The sequence below is a fragment of the Lysinibacillus sp. NPDC093216 genome (genome assembly GCF_050280325.1).
Taxonomy (GTDB): Bacteria; Bacillota; Bacilli; order Bacillales_A; family Planococcaceae; genus Lysinibacillus.
Map to the genome: position 1 here is coordinate 96,182 of NZ_JBNNVB010000012.1, position 22,658 is coordinate 118,839.

Here is a 22,658-nt window from a genome sequence, read left to right on the forward strand (position 1 = left end):
TTTACCTATTTAATAAGGAGAGATTATTTTGGAACGTGTAGTTGGTACAGTAGTAAGAGGTCTTCGTGGTCCAATTATTAACGAAGGCGATAATATTGAGCAAATCGTTGTTGATACAGTATTAAATGCAGCAAAGATTGAAGGCTATTCCATTGAAGATCGTGACATTGTCACAGTAACAGAATCTGTCGTTGCGCGTGCACAAGGTAACTATGCATCCATTGATGATATCGCAACTGACGTAGCTGCTAAATTTGGCGATGATACTGTTGGTGTTATTTTTCCAATTCTAAGCCGTAATCGTTTCGCTAACTGCTTACGTGGTATTGCAAAAGGCGTAAAAAAGGTTGTTCTTATGCTTAGCTATCCATCTGATGAAGTTGGGAATCACCTAGTTGATATCGATGAGCTAGATGTCAAAGGGATTAATCCTTGGACAGATACTTTAACTGAGGTTGAATTCCGTGAGCATTTCGGCTATAAAAAACATACATTTACAGGTGTAGATTATATCGAATATTATAAAGAGCTGATCGAAGCTGAAGGTGCTACTTGTGAAGTTATCTTTTCAAATAACCCAAAAACAATTTTAGATTTTACGAAGAGTGTTTTAACTTGTGATATTCATACACGCTTACGTACGAAACGTATTTTAACGGCAAATGGAGCTGAAAAAGTATACAGTCTTGATAATATTTTATCTGTATCTAATAACGGTTCTGGCTTCAATGCGGAGTATGGTCTACTTGGTTCAAATAAAGCTACTGAAGATAGCGTAAAATTATTCCCACATACTTGCCAACCAATCGTTGATGGCATCCAAGCAAAACTCAAAGAAGCTACTGGTAAAACAGTTGAAGTAATGGTTTATGGTGATGGTGCATTTAAAGATCCTGTGGGCAAGATTTGGGAGTTAGCTGACCCAGTTGTTTCACCAGCTTTCACTGCTGGATTAGATGGCACGCCAAACGAAGTAAAGCTAAAATACTTAGCAGATAATGATTTTGCGGATCTTCGCGGCGAAGAATTAAAAGCAGCAATTTCTGAGTATATCCAAAACAAAGACGAAGATTTAACTGGGCAAATGGCAGCTCAAGGTACAACACCTCGTCGTTTAACAGACCTAATTGGTTCACTATCTGATCTAACTTCTGGTTCAGGTGATAAAGGAACACCAATGATTTATATTCAAGGTTATTTCGATAACTATACAAAGTAATTTCCAAAAAAAGTGCGAGCTAGTTGCTCGCACTTTTTCTATTGAAAGATTCATTAGCTATAATATTAATTCACTTTTGAAACACTAAATATTACACCAGCAGCTTGATCATATTTTAAATTATAACGAATCTTATTTTTCTCTACAGTTGTTTCATTCTTTTGATATTCATAACTTTCGTCAAACAAACGTAAATCCTTCAAAACAGCGCCAATCTCGTTTTGGTTTAAGATGGGGTTTGTCATACCAATTAACAACCCCATAGAAAGTATGATATCCATCCCTTCGCCTTGCCCCACCATAACCAACTCATGTACTGCGCCTTTTTCATCAATATTTTCAATTAAAGTAATATCCTTACCCAACTTCGAAGTAATTGTTTCTTCTTCTTTTTTTATATTTTCAAGAGAATACGAGAAGTCTAGTTTTTTAATTTCTTTATTGAATGCCTCTATAAATTCTTCTTGGTTACTATAAAGAGGCAGCGTTGTTGCCATTCCAATTATCATCGGAGAGACAAAGTAGACACCGGCTATTGCGGTAGCTATAGTACGTTTCATTTTAGTAAGACGTCCCTGTTTCCACATAAGAAATACACCCAAAGGAGGAAAAATAATTAACCAAAACCACATAAACCAAGCTGTTTTAAAAATCGGGGTTCTAAGTTTTAACTCTGATTTATGCAGCATCTTTCTTTCCCCCTTTTAACAATTCTTCAATGTTAACATTAAATATAAATTTCCTAGCATTATCTGTACCCTCATGTAAGGAGTCTTTTAATATATTTACAATATTTTCATCATAATGTGAGTTGTTTTCATCTTCCATTAAATGATTAAAAAGAGACGTCCCTTCAAAATCCGTTGTCTTAATATCAAAACTTTTTAGTAGTAATTGTTCGCCTTGTATTCGCTGGATTTTCTTTTGATATTGTGAGATTAATGTTGGCGTTTCTGTTTTTTTGACCAATAATTTATAAAGCTTTTTAGCATCCCCATACTGCTTTTGGTGAAATGCTTCTTCTGCATCACTCGTTAAAGACTCTACCGTTTCATTATAAAAAGATTTAATTTTATCTAAATCTTTTATCTTCTGAGCCTCTTGGATAAAGCTGAAAGTTTTTTCGTACTCTTTTTCATCTCTAGCATTTGTTGCTTTATAAAGCAATTCATTGATTTTCTCGTTCTCTTCTATTTGTTTTAATAAACCATTAGCCTTTAGCTTAATCTCGTCGCTAGCATGTCGATTTTCTTTTATATAAATCGCATAATCTTTAGCTATTGAATAATCCCCTGCATTACTCTTAGATTCAGCCAACTGATAAATAGCATTCATAGATTTTTGAACAAGGCTATCTGTCTTACTACTACTTTTATTCAATTCATAAATCTTTTCAAGTTCAGTAATAGCTTTCTTATATTCTCCACTATTATATAAATCCGTTGCTGTTGTGTAATAGTTTTCCGCCTTCACTTGATCCTCATCCACTTTTGGCTCTGGTGTTGAGGTTACAGATTTTGTTGGGGTAGGTTTTGATGTACTACCGCTACTACTGGATGTACCACTACTACCGTTGGACGTACTACCACCATTATGATAATGATACTCTCCATTTTTTAATCCCCATTTTGCACAGTTAGTTCGACAGGTATGCCCTCCATTACTATCAGTTCTGCCTGGATGGGCACTTGCTGTATACGGTGGCAGAAGTAAAAAACAGCATGCTAAAATACTAATTATCGACAAATAACCATTTCTCACCATTTTTACCTCCCATTTATAATATTTTCTATATTTTATCTTATATCATGTTTCCCATGACGTATAGTACGATTTTGCCATTCTCCATTCCGATCTAAAAAAATTAAATAATATAAGTGAGAAATGGGAGTGCGTTTAATTTTTGAGAAAAAAGTCTAAAAGACGGTAGCTATACTAAATTATTTATTTAAAAAAGTAATACTTCTCCACGAAGCAGAAGGTTAATCTATCCTGTTCATAGAAAAACCCCCTAAGTATCCTTTTTACATTGTCTACTTAGAGGGAATATATTCTATTATGCCTTTTCATTTAGTGAGGTTGACAGGAATCGAACCTGTAAGTCCCTATTCAAGGGACTCGCTGCCACTGCATACTTCCTCATATTTGTTATATATTATTAATTTCGTGTTAAAGAATTACATTGTTCTCAGTCCTTTTGTTTTATAGTAGATTCAATCTTTTCAAATAAAGCTTATTTCAATTGATTAGGAATCACTTCTTCATTTAACCAATGTTCGTTTGTTCGAACATGATTCTGTCTCACAAATTTCCCTAGGTTATATCGAAAATCATCATAATGGAAGGCATCCGCATTTCTAATAACATACCCTTCCTGCTCACCCCCAAGAAGTGATCTTCCTGTAAACGTCTTCTTTATTTTTTCTTCATCGAAAATACCTCGATATAATACAGGTACCGTTTCAATCCCCCATTCAGCTGCATAACGAACTGTTTCATCCCAGCTTAAACAAATATTTTTTTCGTTCCAAATACTAAATAAATAAAAGTAACTAGTTAACTCATTGTAGTAAATGGAGTGCTTGGCATAAATATTTTCGCCACATAATCTCCAACCTTCTGGAATCTGGAAGGCAAATGTAGCATGAAACGTTTTCACCCAATGCCTCGACGGATGATCTCCTGAATTTAAGCTTCTAGCATGCATATAGTTTTGATAAAGTGTTGTTCCTTCCCCGTCTAATTTTTCGGTTACAACTACCTCTTTTCCAATAAAATGATCAACATTTTTAGCAACCTTGTCATCATGTGTATATCCTCTACTCCACGGCAAATGAAAGCTTCTTGGATACTTCATCAAATTGGTCATAAACTCACTTCCTTTGTTTACATCTACTTCGCAAATTGATCTGCTTCACGAAAGAAATAAAGCTTTGTTAATAAGTCACCATCTAATAAATGATAAATCTTACTTGATCCCCTATCGCCCCCATATTGAATTAACATATGAAATTGCACTAAATTAACAACCTTTAAAACAAAGTCTTCTTCAAAGCCAAGCTCTAATAAAAAATGGCATACCATTTGAGCAGATACATTTTCATGTCCATAATATCCATATCTTTGTTGTAATTCTTTATATTTTTTACAAAACGGTTTGCCTACATCATGGAATAAAGCAGCTATTTGTAGCGCTAACTTGTCACTCTCCATATAGTATTCGTTCATATATTCATAAACAAAATACGTATGCTGGCAAAGTAAAAATTGATGATAAGGATTTTCTTGATTAAATTGATAAATCTCTTTAAATGGTTGGACCTCTCTCAACTTTTGAAAAAGCTCTTCATATGTGGGTTCGCTTTGGATTAGTGAAAGAAATTGCTCTTTTGAGATTTCATATGGACTCGCTTCATGTACAATATGCACCTCTTCAAACCCTTCTCCCAATATCGGAAACTCTAAATTCTTTCTCATTTTATCCATTATCACTAACGGAACTTTTCTCTTTCTTTGTTGATTTCTTGATACACACAAAGTATAAGGAGTATCAAAATAATAGCATGCAACCTTCACATTACCAGACAATTTACTCAGTGCAAACATCCTGCGTTCCCGTTCGATATTTGTCGCATCAACAATGACAGATTGACCTTTAGCCACAAATTCATTTAAACGCTCGTACAAAACACGAAATACTATTCGTGTTTTTTGTCTTGAAACGTCACCAAATAACTCTTGACGTATAGCATCACTTGAAAGAATAACTGCATTTTCGCTTTTCGCTAGCTCTTTAACAAACGTACTCTTGCCACTTCCAGGTAACCCAACTGTAAATATCACCTTCATTTTTTCTCACCCCCTTTCAAGTGTCTATATCGTTTCTAGAAACATATTCTTTAGTTAGCAATTAACGACTTCCCCCCTTACTCATGAAGCTGTTTTTATCAAAATTCAATCATCAACTTAACTCTAACGTATAGGGATTAATTTTTGAGGGTAAAAATGATATAAATCCGACATAACATTTTTTGAAATGTATACCATGAACATAAGTCGAGCAGAGGCTGAGCGACTTCTCGGGTCACGGATGGGCCCTGGAGCGAGCAAGTACGAGAACGGCTACTAAGAACACCACACCTCACCAGGAACCTAAGGAAAGCGTCCTGTTGGAACGGAGATCAACCTATATACATGATGTCATACCAAAATTTCGGAAACTATCCATAAAAAGCAACATTCTTCAAAAGGGACAATTTGACTACAAAAAAAGACTGCTCCACCTTTTGCGGAACAGCCTTTTTTATTAAAAAATTGATTTTCTCTTATAACTTTATTATATCATAAATTTGCCAAAATTACTAGACTATACTTCTTTCTGAAATAGCTGTATGATAAATTTCCCGATTCTAAATCCATATTGAAAGGAATGTGAGTAACATTGGAAAAGCAATATGAATGGACAGAAGAAAAACAGTATCTTGCTCTTTGTTTAAACACAGTTGATCATAAAAAAGAGGAGTTACTACAAAAAGAAAAGGCTGTTAAAGACAATGTTTTAGCGTTAAAGAAAACCTTTTGGGACGACGTTAGAGTGAATTTAGATACGCCTGAGGATATAGACGAAACCTTTTATGCTATCAAACAACAGGCAGAGCTCTTATCTGATTCCCAGCATGCTCAGCAACGTGTCATCAAGGATGTAAAAATTTATGACCGTTTACTGCAATCACCCTATTTCGCTCGCATTGATTTTTTACAGGATGATCATAACGAACCTTTAAAGATTTATATCGGTGTAGCAACCTTAATGGATGAAGAGAATGAAAACATACTAATTTACGATTGGCGAGCCCCTATATCAAGTATGTATTATGATTACACCCCTGGCCCCGCTACTTATGAAACGGCGACTGACGAAATTCAAGGTGAGATGCTTTTAAAACGGCAATTTATCATTAAAAATGGCCAATTACAATCGATGTTTAATACAGGTTTAACGATCGGTGATGACTTATTACTCGATATTCTCGCTCAAAATGCAAACGAACATATCCGCAGCATCGTAGCAACGATTCAAGCTGAGCAAAATAAAATAATTCGACATGTCAGCACTCCTTATCTAATCGTAGAGGGTGTCGCGGGTAGTGGAAAAACGGCTGTTGCTCTCCAACGTGTTGCTTATTTGTTATATCATTATCGAGACCAAATTACTGCTGATCAAATTTTATTGATTACACCTAATCAGCTCTTTAATCAATATGTTCATACCGTTTTACCGGATTTAGGTGAAGACAATATGCAGCAATTAACCTTCTCCGAATATGCAACAAAACGTTTAGGTCGACAGTTCCAATTGGAATATCCTTATGAGCAATTGGAGTCACTTTTAACAGAGCAAGATGACTCACTCTACCAAATGAAGCTTTCGATTATTTCTTTTAAAGCTAGCCTCCAATATCGAGAATTGATGGACAAATATATTGAGCACCTTACAAATGAAGGTTTGCTGTTTAAAAATATTGTTTTTCGCGGAGAAAGAATTATTACAGCTCAAGAAATTGCTGAATACTTTTATTCGTTCAACGCCACAATGCCTATCCCAAATCGACTGCAGTTAGTGAAAGAATGGTTATTACAACGATTATCGAAAATTGAAAAAGCAGAACGGGCAAAAGAATGGGTAGAAGAAGCCAGTGAACTTTTAGACATTGAAGAATATACAAAAACCTATAGCGAGCTTTTACATGAAGGTCGATTTTCAGAAAATTCTTTTGATGATTTCGAGCAAGAACGCAAGAAATTAGCCATCCAAATTGTCAAAAAACAGTTCAAGCCACTTCGTCAATCTGTGAAACAATTAAAGTTTGTTCACATATTAGGCATTTATCGACATTTGTTTGAGATGAACTATACGATTCATCAGCAATTACAGAACTTTTTGCCCGACCATTGGGAAGAAATCTGTCAACATACACTCCCTAATTTAGCAAAGCGCATTATTTCATATGAAGATACCGCTCCATTTTTATATTTGCAGGACAAAATAGAAGGTCAACGAACAAATACGATGATTCGCCATGTTTTAGTTGATGAAGCACAAGACTATTCTCCATTTCAGCTATTTGTATTACAACAATTATTCCCACGTGCACGTATGACTATATTGGGCGATGGACATCAAACCATCCATCCTCATACCTTTAAAAACCCTTCCCTGCTAACGCCACAATTGTATGGTGAACAAGCAGAAAAAATGATATTGACGAAAAGTTATCGCTCAACAAAACAAATTATTCAACTAACTTCGAAGATTTTACATGAAGGCGCCAAAGTAGAAGCCTTTAATCGAACTGGTCCCGAACCGACTATCACGATTGTTCCAAACGAAATAGATTTAATTGAACAGCTTGTCGAAAAGATTAACAGTTTGTCCCTAAAGTTCGAAACAATTGCAGTCATCTGTAAAACAGAGCATGAATGTACAATGGTTTTTGAACAAATGAAAGACCAAGTAGATCTTCAACTCATTACCCATGATACAAATCAATTTAAAAAAGGAATTTTACTGTTACCTGCTTATATGGCAAAAGGAATTGAATTTGATGCTGTCTTGCTATACAATGCTTCCGTAGCTAATTATTCTAGAGAAACAGAACGTAATTATTTCTACACAGCTTGTACACGAGCTATGCACGAATTGCATGTCTACTCAATTAATGAGTTAACACATTTTTTAAAGCTTTAATTTCAAAAAAGAGAATCCACAAGCTTCCATGGAAGGCTTGCAGATTCTCTTCTTTTATCATTTAAGTTAAATGTAGTAAGTATAATCCTCTGGAATAACACGTTTTAAGAATTTTTTCGTGCGCTCCTCTTTCGGATTAACAAATATATCATGAGGATTTCCTTCCTCTACTACGACACCACCGTCCATAAAAATCACCCGGTTTGCTACGTCTTTTGCAAAGCCCATTTCATGTGTGACCACAAGCATTGTTGTTCCTTCTGCTGCAATGTTCTTCATAACCTGAAGGACTTCTCCTACTAGCTCTGGGTCAAGTGCAGAAGTCGGTTCATCAAATAAAATAATATCAGGATTTAATGCTACTGCTCGTGCAATACCAACTCGCTGCTGCTGACCTCCTGACAATTGACTTGGATAGGCATCATATTTTTCTGATAAGCCTACTTTATCAAGCGCCTTTTTGCCAACTTCAATCGCTTCTGCCTTCGGAATTTTACGTCCTATAATAAGCCCTTCTGTCACATTTTCTAGCGCTGTTTTATTCGTGAAAAGATTGTAGTTTTGGAATACAAAGGCTACACGCTGACGAATCGAATGTACGTCCTTCTTCTTCACATTTTGAAAATCTACTTGGATATCACCAAATGTCGCATGTCCTTGGTCAGCCTTCTCTAAAAAGTTAATGCAACGTAATAATGTTGTTTTTCCTGAGCCGCTTGGGCCTAAAATAACAACAACATCGCCTTTATCAATGGCTAAATCGACACCCTTTAAAATTTCATTGTCTCCAAATGATTTATGAATATTTTTAATTTCTAACATACTCGTTCACCCCTTAGGCTTTTGCCACTTTGAATTTACTTAAATGTTTTTCATATCGTTTAAAGATGTATTCAACTGTACTACATAAAATTAAGTACACTATGAAAATATCAATATATGCTTCTACGTAATTGTAGCCAACATTTGCAGCCACCTTAGCCTTTAATGTAATTTCAGGTAAGGACATTGCATAGCCTAAAGACGTCGCTTTAATGAGATTGACTGTAGCCGTACAAATATTTGGCATAGCTACTACTAAAGCCTGCGGAATAATAATACGGCGATAGGCTTGAAATGTTGTTAAGCCTACTGCATGAGCAGCCTCTAGCTGACCTTTTTCAATCGTACTTAAAGCAGAACGAAATACCTCAATTAATATTGCCGTTGTACTAAATGCGAAGACGATAAATGCATACCAAATCGGATTGATTTTATAAATATCGTAGGCAATATTATATTTTTCAAAAATCATTTTAAGTAGTAATGGGATACTACTATAAATAATAAAGATTTGAATGATTATAGGTGTACCTCGGACAAAGGAGACATAAATTTTGGCTATATGATGGATCACTGGGATTTTATTGATTCTTGTTAGTGCTAGTAGAAAGCCAAGTGGTAAAGCAACGAGCATAGCAACAATTGTCACAAGGAGTGCGATAGGTACACCTGATAATGCAACAAAAAATGTTTCAACTAAAAATTGATAATTCATGGTTTCGCCTCCTTACGTTGTTTCTAATGTCTTTTTCCCCTTACCAAAGAACTTTTCTAGCATAGCGAAGAATTTTTCTATAATAATCGACAGCACCCAATAAACAATCGCTAAAGCAATATATATTTCTAATGCATGTGCATTAATGTTACTTGCAATAATTAAATTTGCCTTTCCGACAATATCAATTAAGCCGATTGTATAAGCGAGCGCCCCTTCTTGTAATAAGGCAATCATTCCATTCCCAAAGTTCGGTAAAGCGATAACGAGTGCCTGCGGGAAAATAATACGTCGATAGGCCTGAAATGGCGTTAATCCCACACTAACAGCCGCTTCAAATTGCCCTTTATCAATCGCTAAATAAGCAGAACGAATAACTTCCGACATAATCGCCGCAAACTGCAAAGTGAACGTTACGACTACGAAAATGGCTGTTTCGATTGAATGGAGATTGATGCCGAAGTTTTCCGCTAACGCTGGAACACCATAATATACGAGGAATAATAAGACGATAGATGGTGTACAACGCATAATCGTTGTATATAAGTTCGCTAATTTTCGCAGCAATTTTATTGAACTTAACTTGGCAGCCGCTAATAGTAAGCCAAATATTGTGCCTAGTACAATGGAAGAACCCGCGACTAAAAAGGTAACTTTTAAAAACGGTAATAATACAGGAATTGAGTTCCAAATGTATGATGCATCAAAATACTTCTCCATTTCCTCACCAACTTCTATATAAATGTACAATAAGAGGTGTGTTGATTAGCTATTTTTAATTACTAAAATTAAGTAGAAGACGCTGATTTCCGTTACGGGCTACTTGCTTTCTTGCGGGCGAGCGACGAGCCGCTTCCTTCGCTCCGCTCCGTGCAGGGTCTCGTCTGTCTTGCTTTCCTGCGGGAGTCAAGTAGCCCTTCACTACAATCAGCTAAATATGCTCATATATAAGGCAAATTATCAACAAAAAAAATCCCTTTCCCCCAATAATTAACAAACATTTTTCCCTAATCAACACACCTGATACAATAATTCTCTTTTTATTAATAAAGACTGCTGAGTATACTGACTCAACAGCCTTTTATTTAGTAGTAGCTGCTAGCACTTTCCCTTCTAAAGAGGGGTCTTCTTTGATCAGCTACCGCCTATTAGCGCTTCACAGAATCTAACACTTCAAATAAATCTCGACCGTAAAACTTAGTGCTTAATTCATTTGTTTTCTTTTGCTCTTTAATTTTTGCTATAGCTTTATCGTAAGCATCTGCAAATTCTTGTTCCTTTTTATTGAACAGCGGCCATGTTTTGATAACGTCAAATTCGTTGTAAACTACATCATCCTTTAAATTATGATATGGGCCATCTTCTGCCAAAACTTGTTGTTTAAATGGACCTTCAATCATCACACCACCATCGACACGTTTTTCATTTACCCATTGCACAACATCGACAGTAAATGCATCTCCAGCTTGTAATTTCACTTTATTGTCTGGGTTGGCTTTATTATATTCATCAATAATTGTGTATTGGGCATTATTCGCAGCAATTGGTGCTAATGAATAACCTTTTTTCGCAAAGTCGGCTAATGTTTTCACACCCTCGTCTTCTTTACGTAATACTAAGCCCGCACTACTTAAGCCTAAAAATTCTTTTGGGAAAATAAACTTTTCAGTACGTTCTTGCGTAAAGAAGGCATTTTTTATCCCTACTTGATATTTCCCTTGCTCAACACCAATCAGTAAATCATCACTAGTCGTCCCTACAAATTCAAACTTATAGTCAGGTAACATTTCATCTACTAGCTTCATGACTTCCACATCGTAACCTGTTGGATTTCCGTTATCATCAATATAACTAATAGGCTTAGATGCCTGATCATATGCAACCTTCACTGTACGTACTTTCGCGCCATCCTCTGAGTCTTTATCTGAAGCTTCACCTGAATTACAGCCCGCTAAAATAGCAAGTGAAGCCAATCCGATTGCTGCCAATTGGAAAATCTTTTTCTTTTGTTTAAACATATGTCATTTCCCCTTATTCTCCATTGTTTTGTAATTGATGTTCAGTCGATTTTTGTTGTTCAATTGCTGCCTTTGCCAATTTAATAATTGTCATATCATCCATCGGTGGATTATGAAGTCCTGCACGAACATTTCGATAGTAGCGCTGTAATGGATTTGTTAATTGTAGGCTTTTAGCTCCTACTACACGCATTGCCTTATCGACGATTTCAATCGCCAAATTTGTTACCGTATGCTTAGCAACTGCCATTTCATTTACCAAAAGCTCACGTCTAGCTGGGTCATCATAAGCTTCGGCAACCCCATACAGTACAAAGCGCGCTTGATATAGCTTCAATTCAATATCACCTAGAAGTTGCTGCACATTTGGTAATGTACTAATTGGAGCATTTAAACTATTAGGTTGATAATGATTGGCAAAATGCAGTGCATAATCACGAGCTGCCTGCGCAATCCCTAAGTATGTTGCTGGTATATGTAGCATCCAACCATTTATCTTGCCACCACTGGGGTGACCCGGTAACTCTACTAAATGATTTGAAGGGACTATCACATCTTTTAAAACTAGGTCATGACTGCTTGTGCCTCGCATTGCAGACATTTCCCAGTTTTCTTCAATTGAAAGCCCCTGGGCATCTTTATGAATAAGGAAGTAACCAATTTGATTTTTCTCCTCAATCCACGCTGATGTTAAGAAGTAATCTAGTACCGGGGAGGCTGTCGTAAAGATTTTACGTCCATTTAAGAGCCAACCTGCCTCTTTTGACACAGCATTTGTTCCTGGTCGCCCTCCACGTGTTGGACTACCAGTTGCCGCTTCACTCGCAGCCCTATTTATAATTGCTCCGTTCTTTATTTCCTGAGCAAATGAACTTAGTAAATCGTCTGTCCATAGCTTTTTCTCATATAGTTCGCCTATAACACCTAATGTCCACCCTAGTGAGAGTGAAGCATTCTCGTCGTAGCTTGCTAACGTTTCTTGAACGAGTACCAAATCATAGACTGATAATCCTTCACCGCCATATTCTTTCGGTAAAGTTAGTTTTGGATAACCAATTTGCAGAAGTAGTTTATGCGCTTCGAATGGAAAACGAGATTGTTCATCTACTTCTTTAGCCTCAGCCTTGATTGGCTCAGAAATAGATGCTAGCTGATCTAGCCAATACTGCTGCTGCTTTGTTTTAATAAATAAATTCTTCAAGAAAATCTCCTTCTTCCCAAAATATATAAAACATATATACTTACTAAGAATTAAAGTTGTAAAAAAATCTCTACTACGTATTAGTAGCGAGAGGATGCGTGGTACTGAATTTTCTGATTCGTTGACACTTATAATACTTTTCGCATTTAAAAATGTCAATGGGTTAATTACAAGTTTTTTTATAAGCTTTATATCCATTACTAACACGTCTTCTTTTTTCACCAAGCCATGTTTACAACATATGCTAAAACTAAAGAAAGAGGTGCATGTATGACTAATAATATGAATCCATCCTTAAATAATATGCCTATTTCAACTATGACCCCTCAGGTTATTCAGACGAAATTTGGAGATATTAATGGAGATGGCTTACTTGAAACTGTTCTTTTGATGGGGACTAAAACTCCAGATAGCCCTTTGTGGAAAGACCTAACGCTTGCTATTTTTTACGGACAGACGCACCAATTCGAAAAAATAATGCTAAAACAAAGCGTTGGCTATAATCCAACTATATTTTTAGGTGACTTTACAGGCAATCACCTAGAAGATATTCTAGCTATTTCTGACACAGGAGGTAGTGGAGGCATTATCAACGGGGAAATATTTGCCTCAATAAACGGCAAAATTCGCTCAATTTTTGATGCAATTTCTTTTAATAATAAGCTAAAGTACAGCGTTAATTATCAAAATCAATATAAAGTAGCCGTTCGTAGCATGAATCCCAAAAAGCAATATATCATCGATTTACAATACAAGGGTCCGGATTATTTAGCAGAAATTTATAATCAAGACGGTACACTAAAGCAGCCTATTGAAGGATGGGTTGATCCAATCAGCGGATTGTACCCAGTGGACTATGAACGTGATGGCATATATGAGATTTTAGCGTATCAGTCTATAGCAGGCCGATTTCATGCCGATGGATTAGGGTATGTAGAAAATATTTTGAAATGGGATGGCCATGAATTTATCGTTGACCGTCAAACTGTAGGGATTTTTGGAGAAGATATAAAATAAATTACGTGCACTTATATAGGGGAAAAAGCAAAAATCTGTCCGATTTCCGCATAGAATAATCGAAATTGGACAGATTCGAACTTACTTTTTCTACTGATGGGACAAGGTTTATTTTTCTACTAATGCAAAATAATTATTTTCGTGATCAGCAAAATTAAAAACCCTACCCATTGGCATCATTACTAAATCTCCTACTTTAACGCCCTTTGCTTGAAAATCCTGATATAAATTTTCTATATGATCGGCATAAAACATAATAGAAGGTGTCCCTAAATTTAATTCAGGCTGCATTTTCGCAATGATTTCTTTGTTGTGTAGAACAAGGGTAGTTTGAGCTTCTTTAGTTGGAGCAATTTCAATCCAACGTACTCCTCCCTCTTCCTGGTCAGCAACTACAACAAATCCAACTTTTTCTGTCCAAAACTTCACAGCAGTTTCCTGATCATTTACATATAACATCACTTGTCCAATTTGTCGAATCATGAAAACAATCCCCCTCTTTTGAGCATTAGTATATATCAAAAAGTAGCTTTATATGTCATCTAATGATTATCGTTTCAAAATATTATTTCTTATATCTACAATTAATGAACAGTTATTACAAAATACTTAACTTTTATTTTATTTTTGATAAAATGAGCCTAGTCGTCTATTATTTGCCTTAATCGGTAAAGTATATACTTTTCACCATACATAGGGTGTCGATTATCCGATGAACCTCTTAGGACAATAGGAGGTTGGTCACAAGGGCGTTATTACATCCAATTTTCGGTGATAAGACAAAGTATCAAATACTAAATTATAGTGAGGATAATTCAAGTGAAACAACTAAGTTTAAGGAAAAAGCTCATTTTTTCATTTTTAGCAATGCTTCTCATCCCAACACTGTTAATTGGAATTGTGTCTTACCAAAGTGCTGGAAAACAAATTTCAGAAGAACAACAAGCAAGCGCAGCCGAAAGTGTGCGCATGCTTAATACGAATATTACTAACACGATTGAGCCAAGAGTGAAGGACATTCAATATTTTACTAAAAAGCTCAATCAATCTTATTTACAAGAAGGTAAAATTCCAGAACTTAAATCTCTTTTCAAAGAATACATCAATATGCATCCAGAGGTGGAGCTAATTTATATTGGAACCTCTGATGGCAGACTACTAGATGAGCCTGCTCAAAAATACCCTAGTGGGTTTGATCCGCGTACGAGACCTTGGTATAAGCAAGCTTTAGATAACAAAAACCAAGTATCTATTACAGCTCCATACATTACACAAACTACAGGTGATATCGTTCTTACGATTACTCAGGCTTTACCAGATGGCTCAGGGGTAATAGGGTTAGATTTAAATATATCTAAACTTAGTACCATCACGAATGATATACGCATAGGAGAAACTGGCTTTGCTTCACTTTTAGATGGCAATAAAATTTATATTGCCCAACCAGATAAAGAAAGTGGCTCTGAAGCAACAGAAAGCTATATTACTAAAATCTATGAACAAGATAGTGGTAGCATTATAGAAAAAGATCGTCAGCTACAATTTGTTACAAATAAGCTAACAGGTTGGAAAGTTGTTGGTACAATGTTTACAGCCGAGGCTGCAAAAGCCGCTGCTTCGACCTTTAATATCAACTTAATAATCATCGCTGTTTCTATTATTGTTGGCATTATTTTTATGCTATTCATGATAAAATCGATCGTTAATCCGATCAATCGACTTAAACAAAGCGCTATAAAAATTAGTGAAGGCGATTTAACAGCGTTTATTGACATTCATTCTAAAGACGAGATTGGACAGCTAGGGGAAGCCTTTATCGCAATGAAGGTTAACTTAAAAAAACTTATTCGCAACGTCGATCAAAGCTCCCAACACGTACAGACTTCAGCACATGGATTATCTGCGAATGCCGAACAAAATATAGCTGCTTCAGAACAAGTTACTAACGCTATGCAACAGGTTGCTATCAGTACAGAAAAACAAACAACTGGCATTGACCAAAATGCTGTTTCTATTGAGGAAATCGCAAAAGGAGTCGTCGAGGTCGCTGATAGCTCTATGCAGGTTTCAGATTTATCTAGCCATGCTATAAAATTGGCCGAAGAAGGTGGCCAAGCAGTCGAACAAACTGTTAATCAAATGATTTCTATTCATGAATCTGTGACACAATCAGATACGATGATTAAATCACTTTATGATCGAACAAAAGAAATCGGGTCTATTTTAGAAATTATTAGTGCTATTTCAGATCAAACAAATCTACTTGCCCTTAATGCTGCTATTGAGGCAGCGCGAGCTGGAGAGCATGGGAAAGGTTTTGCAGTAGTTGCCGATGAAGTGCGCAAGTTAGCAGAGCAATCCCATCAATCAGCAGAGCAAATTTCTGCACTGATTACTGGCATTCAGCAAGATACGGCTAAATCTGTTCAAACAATGATTAAGGCTTCAGCGGATGTCCAGGATGGTTTACAACTAACAGAAGATACAAGTAAAAAATTTGCAAACATTATTAAGAGTCTACACGATATTGCTCCGAAAATGGAGGATATATCTGCATCCGCTCAGGAGATGTCAGCAGTAGTCGAAGAAGTTTCTGCAACAGCTATCGAGCTAACTGATCATGCTAAATTAAATGCAGCAGCGTCAGAGGAAGTTGCCGCTTCAACTGAACAAACGTTGTCCTCGATGCAGGAAATGGCTGTAGCCTCAAAAGCACTTCTCGACATGGCTGATGAATTACAAAGCTATGTGAATCGTTTTAAATACTAAAAAGAAAAGCACGATGTTAATGGAGATTTTCCAAACATCGTGCTTTTCAATATTAATTTCTTTCAGCAATTATTTTCTGTAGCGACAGCTACAATTATGCCGAGGCATAATTGCTCTTTATTTATTTTCCTCATAACTAAATTGCCATTCTATACCGAATTTATCAGTAAGGGAGCCGTAACATTTACTCCAAAACGTTTCTTGTAGCTCCATTTTAACCTTGCCACCATCTTTAAGACCGTCAAAAGCTTTTCGCAGCTGAGTCTCATCGTCTGAGACAACGGCTAACGTTATATTGTTTCCAGTCATGAATGGATTGCCTGGAAATGTATCTGAGAACATTACAGTGCTACCAAAAATCGAAAGTCGCGTATGCATCACAAGATCTTTTGCTTCCTCTGGTAATGGATAATTTGGGTTTTGTGGTGAATCTCCAAATGTCATAATTTCAGGCTTGTTCGCATTAAAAACTTTCTCATAAAAAGATACAGCCTCTCGACAATTTCCATTAAAAATTAAATAGACCTCTACTGCCATTCCCAACACTCCCTTTGTCATTTTTCGAAACAATTCTATTTTACATGGATAGCAAATAGTAATACAAATTTTAGATAAAACTAATTAAAAACTCCTTTTCCTCTTTTGAAGAATCATAATAGATCTTACTTCCTTACAAAAATTTGCAGAATTTTAACCTTACTTTTATCTTTTTTAACAATTGCTAAAACTTATATTTCGCTTAATTCCTGTTCTTTCCTGTTATTTTTTTATTTATTTAGATAAAAGCTTTGACATTTACTCAAAAATAATGTAAATTACCAAATGACGAACGATTTAAATTAAAACTTAAAAAATATTCGTATTTTAGGAGTGTTTATAATGGATAACGTATTTGACTATGAAGATATTCAACTAATTCCCGCAAAATGTATAGTAGAAAGTCGCTCAGAATGTGATACTTCTGTTACTTTAGGTGATCATACATTCAAACTTCCTGTTGTACCGGCAAACATGCAAACAATTATCGACGAAAGTCTTGCTGCGAAGCTTGCTGAAAACGGTTACTTTTATATCATGCACCGTTTTAACCCAGAGACACGTATCAATTTCATTAAAGATATGCAAGCTCGTGGATTAATTGCATCTATTAGTGTTGGTGTGAAAAATGAAGAATATCCTTTTATTGAAGAATTAGCTGCTGCTAATTTAGTGCCTGAATTTATTACAATCGATATTGCACATGGTCATTCAAATGCTGTTATTCGTATGATTCAACATATCAAAAAACATCTACCAAATAGCTTTGTTATTGCTGGTAATGTGGGTACACCTGAAGCAGTACGTGAACTTGAAAACGCTGGTGCAGATGCAACAAAAGTTGGTATTGGACCAGGTAAAGTATGTATTACTAAAATCAAAACTGGTTTTGGTACAGGTGGTTGGCAGCTTGCTGCACTACGCTGGTGTGCAAAAGCCGCAACAAAGCCAATTATCGCTGATGGTGGTATTCGCACACATGGTGATATTGCAAAATCGGTTCGCTTTGGTGCTTCAATGGTAATGATTGGATCATTATTTGCAGGTCACGAAGAGTCACCTGGAGAAACGATCGAAATCGACGGTAAAACTGTGAAGGAATACTTCGGATCTGCTTCTGAATTCCAAAAAGGTGAACGTAAAAATGTTGAAGGTAAAAAAATGTTTGTTGAACATAAAGGTAGCATCAAAGATACGTTAATTGAAATGCAACAAGACCTTCAATCATCTATTTCCTATGCAGGTGGCAATAAACTTGATGCCATTCGAAATGTAGATTATGTAATTGTGAAAAACTCTATTTTTAATGGAGATAAGGTATACTAACAGTCTAACCAGCATGAAGCTAGCCGAAAATTTTTGCTAGCTTCATTTACTTTTTCTTTATTCGCAAATATACAAATCCCCTATCTTTTCACCCCCTCGTAAACTATTCATAAATTTATTTCATTAAAAACTTAAGTGATATTTTTATTTTTTTAAATAAAATTACTAAAAATAATAGAATAGCTAGAAGAAGGCTTAAATAAACACATAGAAATTTTATTTTTGTACAATAGCTAGAAATTAACCCTAAATAAAAAAGTTCCGTTGGATATTTCATGAGGATAATACTTAAGAAAAGATTTTCTAAATAATCAAATGCCATACCTATAAACGGAAGGACAATGAAATAGTTTACTATTTTATTTTTGATTTTTAGAACTTTAAAAAAGTACGAAATCACTACCGAATAAAAAAATGCATAAGTAAGAGGATAAATAAAATCAATTATAAAAAAAGTTGTTAAATAATAGGATCTCCCTGCTACCCCTTGTAAAAATAAAGTTTCGTAAATCTCTTGTACGGTATAGCTAAAATGTAAATCTAATATGCCTATTCCGCCTGTAATTCCTTTTAAAGTAGAAATTGCACTACGCATAATAAACATAGAACATAAAAAAATTATAAGTAGGATACTAACACTTTTCATATTAGATAATTTATTAATTGCCCCAAACATACTCCCACCCCCACTGGTTAAAATACACATTTGTGTAATTTTCATGTTTTGAAGTATAATTGAGCAAAAATTTGAAGTCAATATAATCCAAGCAAGTGATACAAATCAAGGCTATTCGTGTCATACAGGAGGAAGTTATGGAAAAAAGTAAAAATCCAATATCTATTCGCTCAAGGAAAATAATTATTAATACTTTATTAGAACTAATGAAAGTGAAGGAATATAGTGAAATTACTATTACAGAAATAGTAATTAAAGCTCAACTGGCTCGCAAAACATTTTATCGTAATTTTAAGTCAAAAGATGATGTACTAAATGAATATGTAGACTATTTATTTAATAAATATATTCATAAACTAGCTAATTTAGATAATTTAACAAATTTTTCAGTAACCAAATGTTATTTTGAGTTTTGGCAAGAGCATGTATCATTCCTTAAACTTTTAGAGAGAAACAATTTATTATTTTATATACTAAAAAAATACGAAGAGTACTTACCGGTGATCCATAATCTATTTCCATGTAAACAACAAAATAAAGTTAATGACACGATGCTTAAATATAGCATAGCTTATTCATCCGGTGGGTTTTGGAAGATTCTTTGTAAGTGGGTAGAGGATGATTGTACGGAAAGTCCTGATGAAATGGGTTTAATATATAATAGTTTTATGGGGATACCCAATGATTAACTATAGGTTTTACAGTCCACCTTCTAAGGAAAATTATCGTTATACTTTATATGTTCCTTTCCAACAAAAGAAAAAATGCTACCAATTAAGAGTAGCATTTTCCTAAAGATTATAGCTTGTTAATAACAGCGTGGATCGTTTCTTTTAATTCTGCATCATGATCAGAAAGGTCTACAAGGTTTGCTACACGTTCACGTAATACTGGACGTTCAATTACAAGCTTTTCATCAAGAACTTGTACTAGTAACTCGATAACAAGACGATCACGTACGTTTAATGCTTCCTCTAAACGCTCTGGTGTAATTTTTCCTGTTTTTGCTGCATTAGCCATTTTAAAAACCCCTTTTGAATTTTATATTCATGCACATCTATTTTAGCATACAGCTAATTTATTTTGAAAACTTTCTTTCGCGAATATATAGGCTCATCACCATAACGTGTGGTTGATTTCCGTTCCGACTGGGCGCTTTGTTGTTGCTGTCGCTACGCTTTCGCACAGATAAAACATTTGCCGCTGACGCTTCACTTTCGCGCAGAGCAGAGCTTCCTGGGGGCGTCCGATGAGCCGCTTGGGCCAACATGATGTTGGTCACGAAGGCGTTATCACAGGACGTGATGTTTTTAGCCTTCGTTCCTCTATTGCTGATCCCCAAGGCGTCGCCCAGCCTTCACTCCAATCAACCTATATACATAACATACGTTTTAACAAATATCATCCACAGCTTTTGGCGATAATTCAATATATACCAAAACTTTACAAATCAAACCTAATACATTTACGATAAAATGTTATATTCAAATCATAAAACGAAGACGCTCAAATATATGATTATGTGTTATTTAGTTATTCATATTCACTTAGAACGATTTATAAGATTGGAGGAATTCGATGAACCATAAGGACTCGACTTATTTACAATTAATAAAGGCTATACCGAAAACTTTACAATTGTTTCTAAATGTTTGCCTTGTACTTCTAGCGCTCATTTTATCCTTCTTACTTTGCAAAGAACTCATCCAATTTCTTAAAATTCTAATATTCAACAACGATGGCGGAGACTATAAGCTTTTCCTCGCTAATATTCTTATTTTCTTTTTGTATTTTGAATTTATCACTATGATTATTAAATATTTTAAAGAGAATTATCATTTTCCACTAAGGTACTTTATATATATAGGGATTACAGCTATGATTCGATTAATTATCGTGGAACATGATCATCCCATTAACACCTTAATTTATTCACTTATTATTTTAATATTAATTGTAAGCTATTTTATTATTAATATTACGCCGCTGGAACGACCTGTACGCTCATCACTCTTTATGAAAAAAGAACAATAGCTTTATACTATTAATCTTCCTAAAAAGCTGTGATGCAAGTTGGTTTATCAAGGACAAAGAAGAAATGATGCAATGACTGTACGTATTGTTCATCACTAATCTTCACCTTGCTAAGCATAAATAATTCTTGTACTGTCACAACTCCCATGACAAGAGAAGAAAGCTCTGCGATATCAATCACCATTTCCACATCATAGTTAGTACTATTAGAAATGTTTATATTACCATCGATAGCCTCAATAACAATTTGATGATTATTTTCAGCTAATAACGAATCTTTTACAATTAACTTAAAAGTTAATGTTTGACCATTAAAATTATTTGTTGTGAGTTCCTCAAAAAAACCTTGAACATTAATAATGCGATACATTAAGCCAACACCTGATACAGCACTTGCATGGTAGACACTTGGGATTAAATGATTTGTTCCATTTCGTACATCTCCTAAAAAGAAGTGAATATTTTCTTCCTGTGTGTTCCATTCTATACGGTTCACTTGATCCACCTGACTATTTAAAAATGTACTGAACTCTAATAGAGCCTCTGGTGTTTCATAGATCCATTCTTTAATGACTAGATTATTAAGTAAAAAATTCGTTTCACTTTGCTTATTAAAGGAGAATACCATATAACCTTGTATTGAATCTCCCTTTTCAACAGCAATAATATAGTTTTGCGGGTTTTTAAAAATTGATGAAAGCTCCGATTCTGTTTTTAAAAACATACCATGCTTCCTCGATGCAACTCTTCTATAGCAATCTGCTAATTTTTGCTGATCTTGCGCTGTTAAAAAAGTAAGATGTTTTTTTGTTGGCCCCTTCGGAAAGCTTGATGGTTCCACTGAATATTGATGCATTTTCGGTCCGTATCCAAAGCCCATTTTTTTATAAAAGTCAGGTCTAAACGGATATAACGCAACAAAATGAACATTTTTCTCTAAAAAAACCTTGAAAAAATGATCTATTAATTCTTTGGCAACCTTTTCTTTTTTACGGAGTAAGTCAACTGCAACTAGTCCTACTCCCCCTATTGGAATCATTTTAGAGAAGAAATTCATTTCAAAATCATGGAGTCGCATGCCACCAATTAGTTTGTTATCTTCCCATAGCCCATAATAATGAATAGCTGCGTCATTGTTTTGATTGCGTATAAAAAGTGCCTTTAGCTGCTCTTTTGTTAGCTGTAAACTCCCCATCCTTCCTGGATAAGCACCAACCACAATATCAACAAAATGTATAAAATCCTCTTCCTTCAATAATTTCTCAACGACTTTCATATACATCCCCATCCTACACTAAATTATTTTAAGGCACGCTCTTTTTATAATTTTTTTCACATTAATTCCAGCCCTTGATAATAACATATATTACCACATACAAATAGTACGCGGTGAGCTCCTTATTAGATGTATACAGAAAGGAAGTATGAAGCGGAACATTTAGTGCTTGTTGTTTTTGCATACAATGCTTTATAACTACACCCTTATTCAGCTTCTCAAGCAAGTCGGCAGTAACTGAATACATTATTCTCGTTGGCTCGCTGATTAGGGCATCAGGAAGTGATTATAAGTGGGATA

General features: G+C 35.2%; 22 protein-coding genes. 8 read left to right on the top strand and 14 right to left on the bottom strand.

The features are described from left to right. Nucleotides 1-28 precede the first annotated feature (28 nt). Entirely contained in the window at nt 29-1,219 is a 1,191-nt protein-coding gene (locus ACQKOG_RS14750) for a coenzyme F420-0:L-glutamate ligase (protein WP_402869947.1), read from the top strand. Between the two features lie 65 nt (nt 1,220-1,284). Here ACQKOG_RS14750 and ACQKOG_RS14755 read toward each other — a convergent pair whose 3' ends face one another. The 4 genes from ACQKOG_RS14755 to ACQKOG_RS14770 all read right to left on the bottom strand — a co-directional run bounded on the left by ACQKOG_RS14755 (nt 1,285) and on the right by ACQKOG_RS14770 (nt 5,068). Then, the gene (locus tag ACQKOG_RS14755) at nt 1,285-1,908 is read right to left on the bottom strand and encodes a hypothetical protein (RefSeq protein WP_370077818.1); all 624 of its coding nucleotides are present in this window, start codon (nt 1,906-1,908) and stop codon (nt 1,285-1,287) included. Beyond that, nucleotides 1,898-2,983, bottom strand: coding sequence for a YHYH domain-containing protein (locus ACQKOG_RS14760; RefSeq protein ID WP_427447156.1), 1,086 nt, complete (start codon nt 2,981-2,983; stop codon nt 1,898-1,900). Before ACQKOG_RS14760 ends, ACQKOG_RS14755 begins: the two co-directional genes overlap by 11 nt. A gap of 469 nt (nt 2,984-3,452) precedes the next feature. Then, on the bottom strand, nt 3,453-4,088 hold the full coding sequence (locus tag ACQKOG_RS14765) for an RNA ligase family protein (RefSeq protein ID WP_402869941.1): 636 nt from the start codon (nt 4,086-4,088) through the stop codon (nt 3,453-3,455). Between the two features lie 23 nt (nt 4,089-4,111). Further along, nucleotides 4,112-5,068 carry an AAA family ATPase gene (locus ACQKOG_RS14770; protein WP_427447159.1) on the bottom strand — a complete coding sequence of 319 codons (957 nt, stop codon included), beginning with the start codon at nt 5,066-5,068 and terminating at the stop codon, nt 4,112-4,114. Between the two features lie 592 nt (nt 5,069-5,660). Between ACQKOG_RS14770 and helD the strand changes: the two genes are divergently transcribed. Then, nucleotides 5,661-7,967, top strand: a complete 2,307-nt coding sequence (gene helD / locus ACQKOG_RS14775; RefSeq protein WP_402869936.1) for an RNA polymerase recycling motor HelD — start codon at nt 5,661-5,663, stop codon at nt 7,965-7,967. Between the two features lie 66 nt (nt 7,968-8,033). Here the strand turns inward: helD and ACQKOG_RS14780 are convergent, their stop codons facing one another. The 5 genes from ACQKOG_RS14780 to ACQKOG_RS14800 all read right to left on the bottom strand — a co-directional run bounded on the left by ACQKOG_RS14780 (nt 8,034) and on the right by ACQKOG_RS14800 (nt 12,723). After that, nucleotides 8,034-8,789, bottom strand: a complete 756-nt coding sequence (locus ACQKOG_RS14780; protein ID WP_370077824.1) for an amino acid ABC transporter ATP-binding protein — start codon at nt 8,787-8,789, stop codon at nt 8,034-8,036. Nucleotides 8,790-8,802: 13 nt separating this feature from the next. After that, on the bottom strand, nt 8,803-9,504 hold the full coding sequence (locus tag ACQKOG_RS14785; protein ID WP_134022231.1) for an amino acid ABC transporter permease: 702 nt from the start codon (nt 9,502-9,504) through the stop codon (nt 8,803-8,805). A 12-nt stretch (nt 9,505-9,516) separates the two neighbouring features. Continuing rightward, a complete protein-coding gene (locus tag ACQKOG_RS14790) occupies nt 9,517-10,224 on the bottom strand; it encodes an amino acid ABC transporter permease (RefSeq protein WP_197142622.1) in 708 nt (235 codons plus the stop codon). 428 nt (nt 10,225-10,652) lie between these two features. After that, entirely contained in the window at nt 10,653-11,522 is an 870-nt protein-coding gene (locus ACQKOG_RS14795; RefSeq protein WP_415731939.1) for a transporter substrate-binding domain-containing protein, read from the bottom strand. 13 nt (nt 11,523-11,535) lie between these two features. Next, the gene (locus tag ACQKOG_RS14800) at nt 11,536-12,723 is read right to left on the bottom strand and encodes an acyl-CoA dehydrogenase family protein (protein ID WP_370077828.1); all 1,188 of its coding nucleotides are present in this window, start codon (nt 12,721-12,723) and stop codon (nt 11,536-11,538) included. A gap of 270 nt (nt 12,724-12,993) precedes the next feature. Between ACQKOG_RS14800 and ACQKOG_RS14805 the strand changes: the two genes are divergently transcribed. Then, nucleotides 12,994-13,740, top strand: a complete 747-nt coding sequence (locus tag ACQKOG_RS14805) for a hypothetical protein (protein ID WP_415731937.1) — start codon at nt 12,994-12,996, stop codon at nt 13,738-13,740. Between the two features lie 108 nt (nt 13,741-13,848). Here ACQKOG_RS14805 and ACQKOG_RS14810 read toward each other — a convergent pair whose 3' ends face one another. Further along, the gene (locus ACQKOG_RS14810) at nt 13,849-14,223 is read right to left on the bottom strand and encodes a VOC family protein (protein WP_370077832.1); all 375 of its coding nucleotides are present in this window, start codon (nt 14,221-14,223) and stop codon (nt 13,849-13,851) included. A gap of 336 nt (nt 14,224-14,559) precedes the next feature. Between ACQKOG_RS14810 and ACQKOG_RS14815 the strand changes: the two genes are divergently transcribed. Continuing rightward, a complete protein-coding gene (locus ACQKOG_RS14815) occupies nt 14,560-16,509 on the top strand; it encodes a methyl-accepting chemotaxis protein (RefSeq protein WP_427447164.1) in 1,950 nt (649 codons plus the stop codon). A gap of 117 nt (nt 16,510-16,626) precedes the next feature. Here ACQKOG_RS14815 and ACQKOG_RS14820 read toward each other — a convergent pair whose 3' ends face one another. Next, nucleotides 16,627-17,046, bottom strand: coding sequence for a VOC family protein (locus tag ACQKOG_RS14820; protein WP_370077835.1), 420 nt, complete (start codon nt 17,044-17,046; stop codon nt 16,627-16,629). Between the two features lie 342 nt (nt 17,047-17,388). Here ACQKOG_RS14820 and guaC point away from each other — a divergent pair, with 342 nt between their 5' ends. After that, entirely contained in the window at nt 17,389-18,372 is a 984-nt protein-coding gene (guaC, locus tag ACQKOG_RS14825) for a GMP reductase (protein ID WP_370077837.1), read from the top strand. A 115-nt stretch (nt 18,373-18,487) separates the two neighbouring features. Here the strand turns inward: guaC and ACQKOG_RS14830 are convergent, their stop codons facing one another. Continuing rightward, nucleotides 18,488-19,048, bottom strand: a complete 561-nt coding sequence (locus ACQKOG_RS14830; RefSeq protein ID WP_370077839.1) for a hypothetical protein — start codon at nt 19,046-19,048, stop codon at nt 18,488-18,490. A 137-nt stretch (nt 19,049-19,185) separates the two neighbouring features. Here ACQKOG_RS14830 and ACQKOG_RS14835 point away from each other — a divergent pair, with 137 nt between their 5' ends. Continuing rightward, nucleotides 19,186-19,737, top strand: a complete 552-nt coding sequence (locus tag ACQKOG_RS14835; protein ID WP_370077841.1) for a TetR/AcrR family transcriptional regulator — start codon at nt 19,186-19,188, stop codon at nt 19,735-19,737. 109 nt (nt 19,738-19,846) lie between these two features. On the opposite strand, the gene ACQKOG_RS14840 is transcribed toward ACQKOG_RS14835, so the two are convergent. Next, the gene (locus ACQKOG_RS14840; RefSeq protein WP_370077843.1) at nt 19,847-20,068 is read right to left on the bottom strand and encodes a phosphate-starvation-inducible protein PsiE; all 222 of its coding nucleotides are present in this window, start codon (nt 20,066-20,068) and stop codon (nt 19,847-19,849) included. 229 nt (nt 20,069-20,297) lie between these two features. Here ACQKOG_RS14840 and ACQKOG_RS14845 point away from each other — a divergent pair, with 229 nt between their 5' ends. Together ACQKOG_RS14845 and psiE are read left to right on the top strand one after the other, a co-directional pair. Further along, complete coding sequence (locus ACQKOG_RS14845) at nt 20,298-20,522, top strand: hypothetical protein (RefSeq protein ID WP_370077845.1); 225 nt, start codon at nt 20,298-20,300, stop codon at nt 20,520-20,522. A gap of 104 nt (nt 20,523-20,626) precedes the next feature. Continuing rightward, nucleotides 20,627-21,082, top strand: a complete 456-nt coding sequence (psiE, locus tag ACQKOG_RS14850; RefSeq protein ID WP_370077847.1) for a phosphate-starvation-inducible protein PsiE — start codon at nt 20,627-20,629, stop codon at nt 21,080-21,082. A gap of 19 nt (nt 21,083-21,101) precedes the next feature. On the opposite strand, the gene ACQKOG_RS14855 is transcribed toward psiE, so the two are convergent. Next, nucleotides 21,102-22,358, bottom strand: coding sequence for a GNAT family N-acetyltransferase (locus ACQKOG_RS14855; RefSeq protein WP_370077849.1), 1,257 nt, complete (start codon nt 22,356-22,358; stop codon nt 21,102-21,104). Nucleotides 22,359-22,658 lie beyond the last annotated feature (300 nt).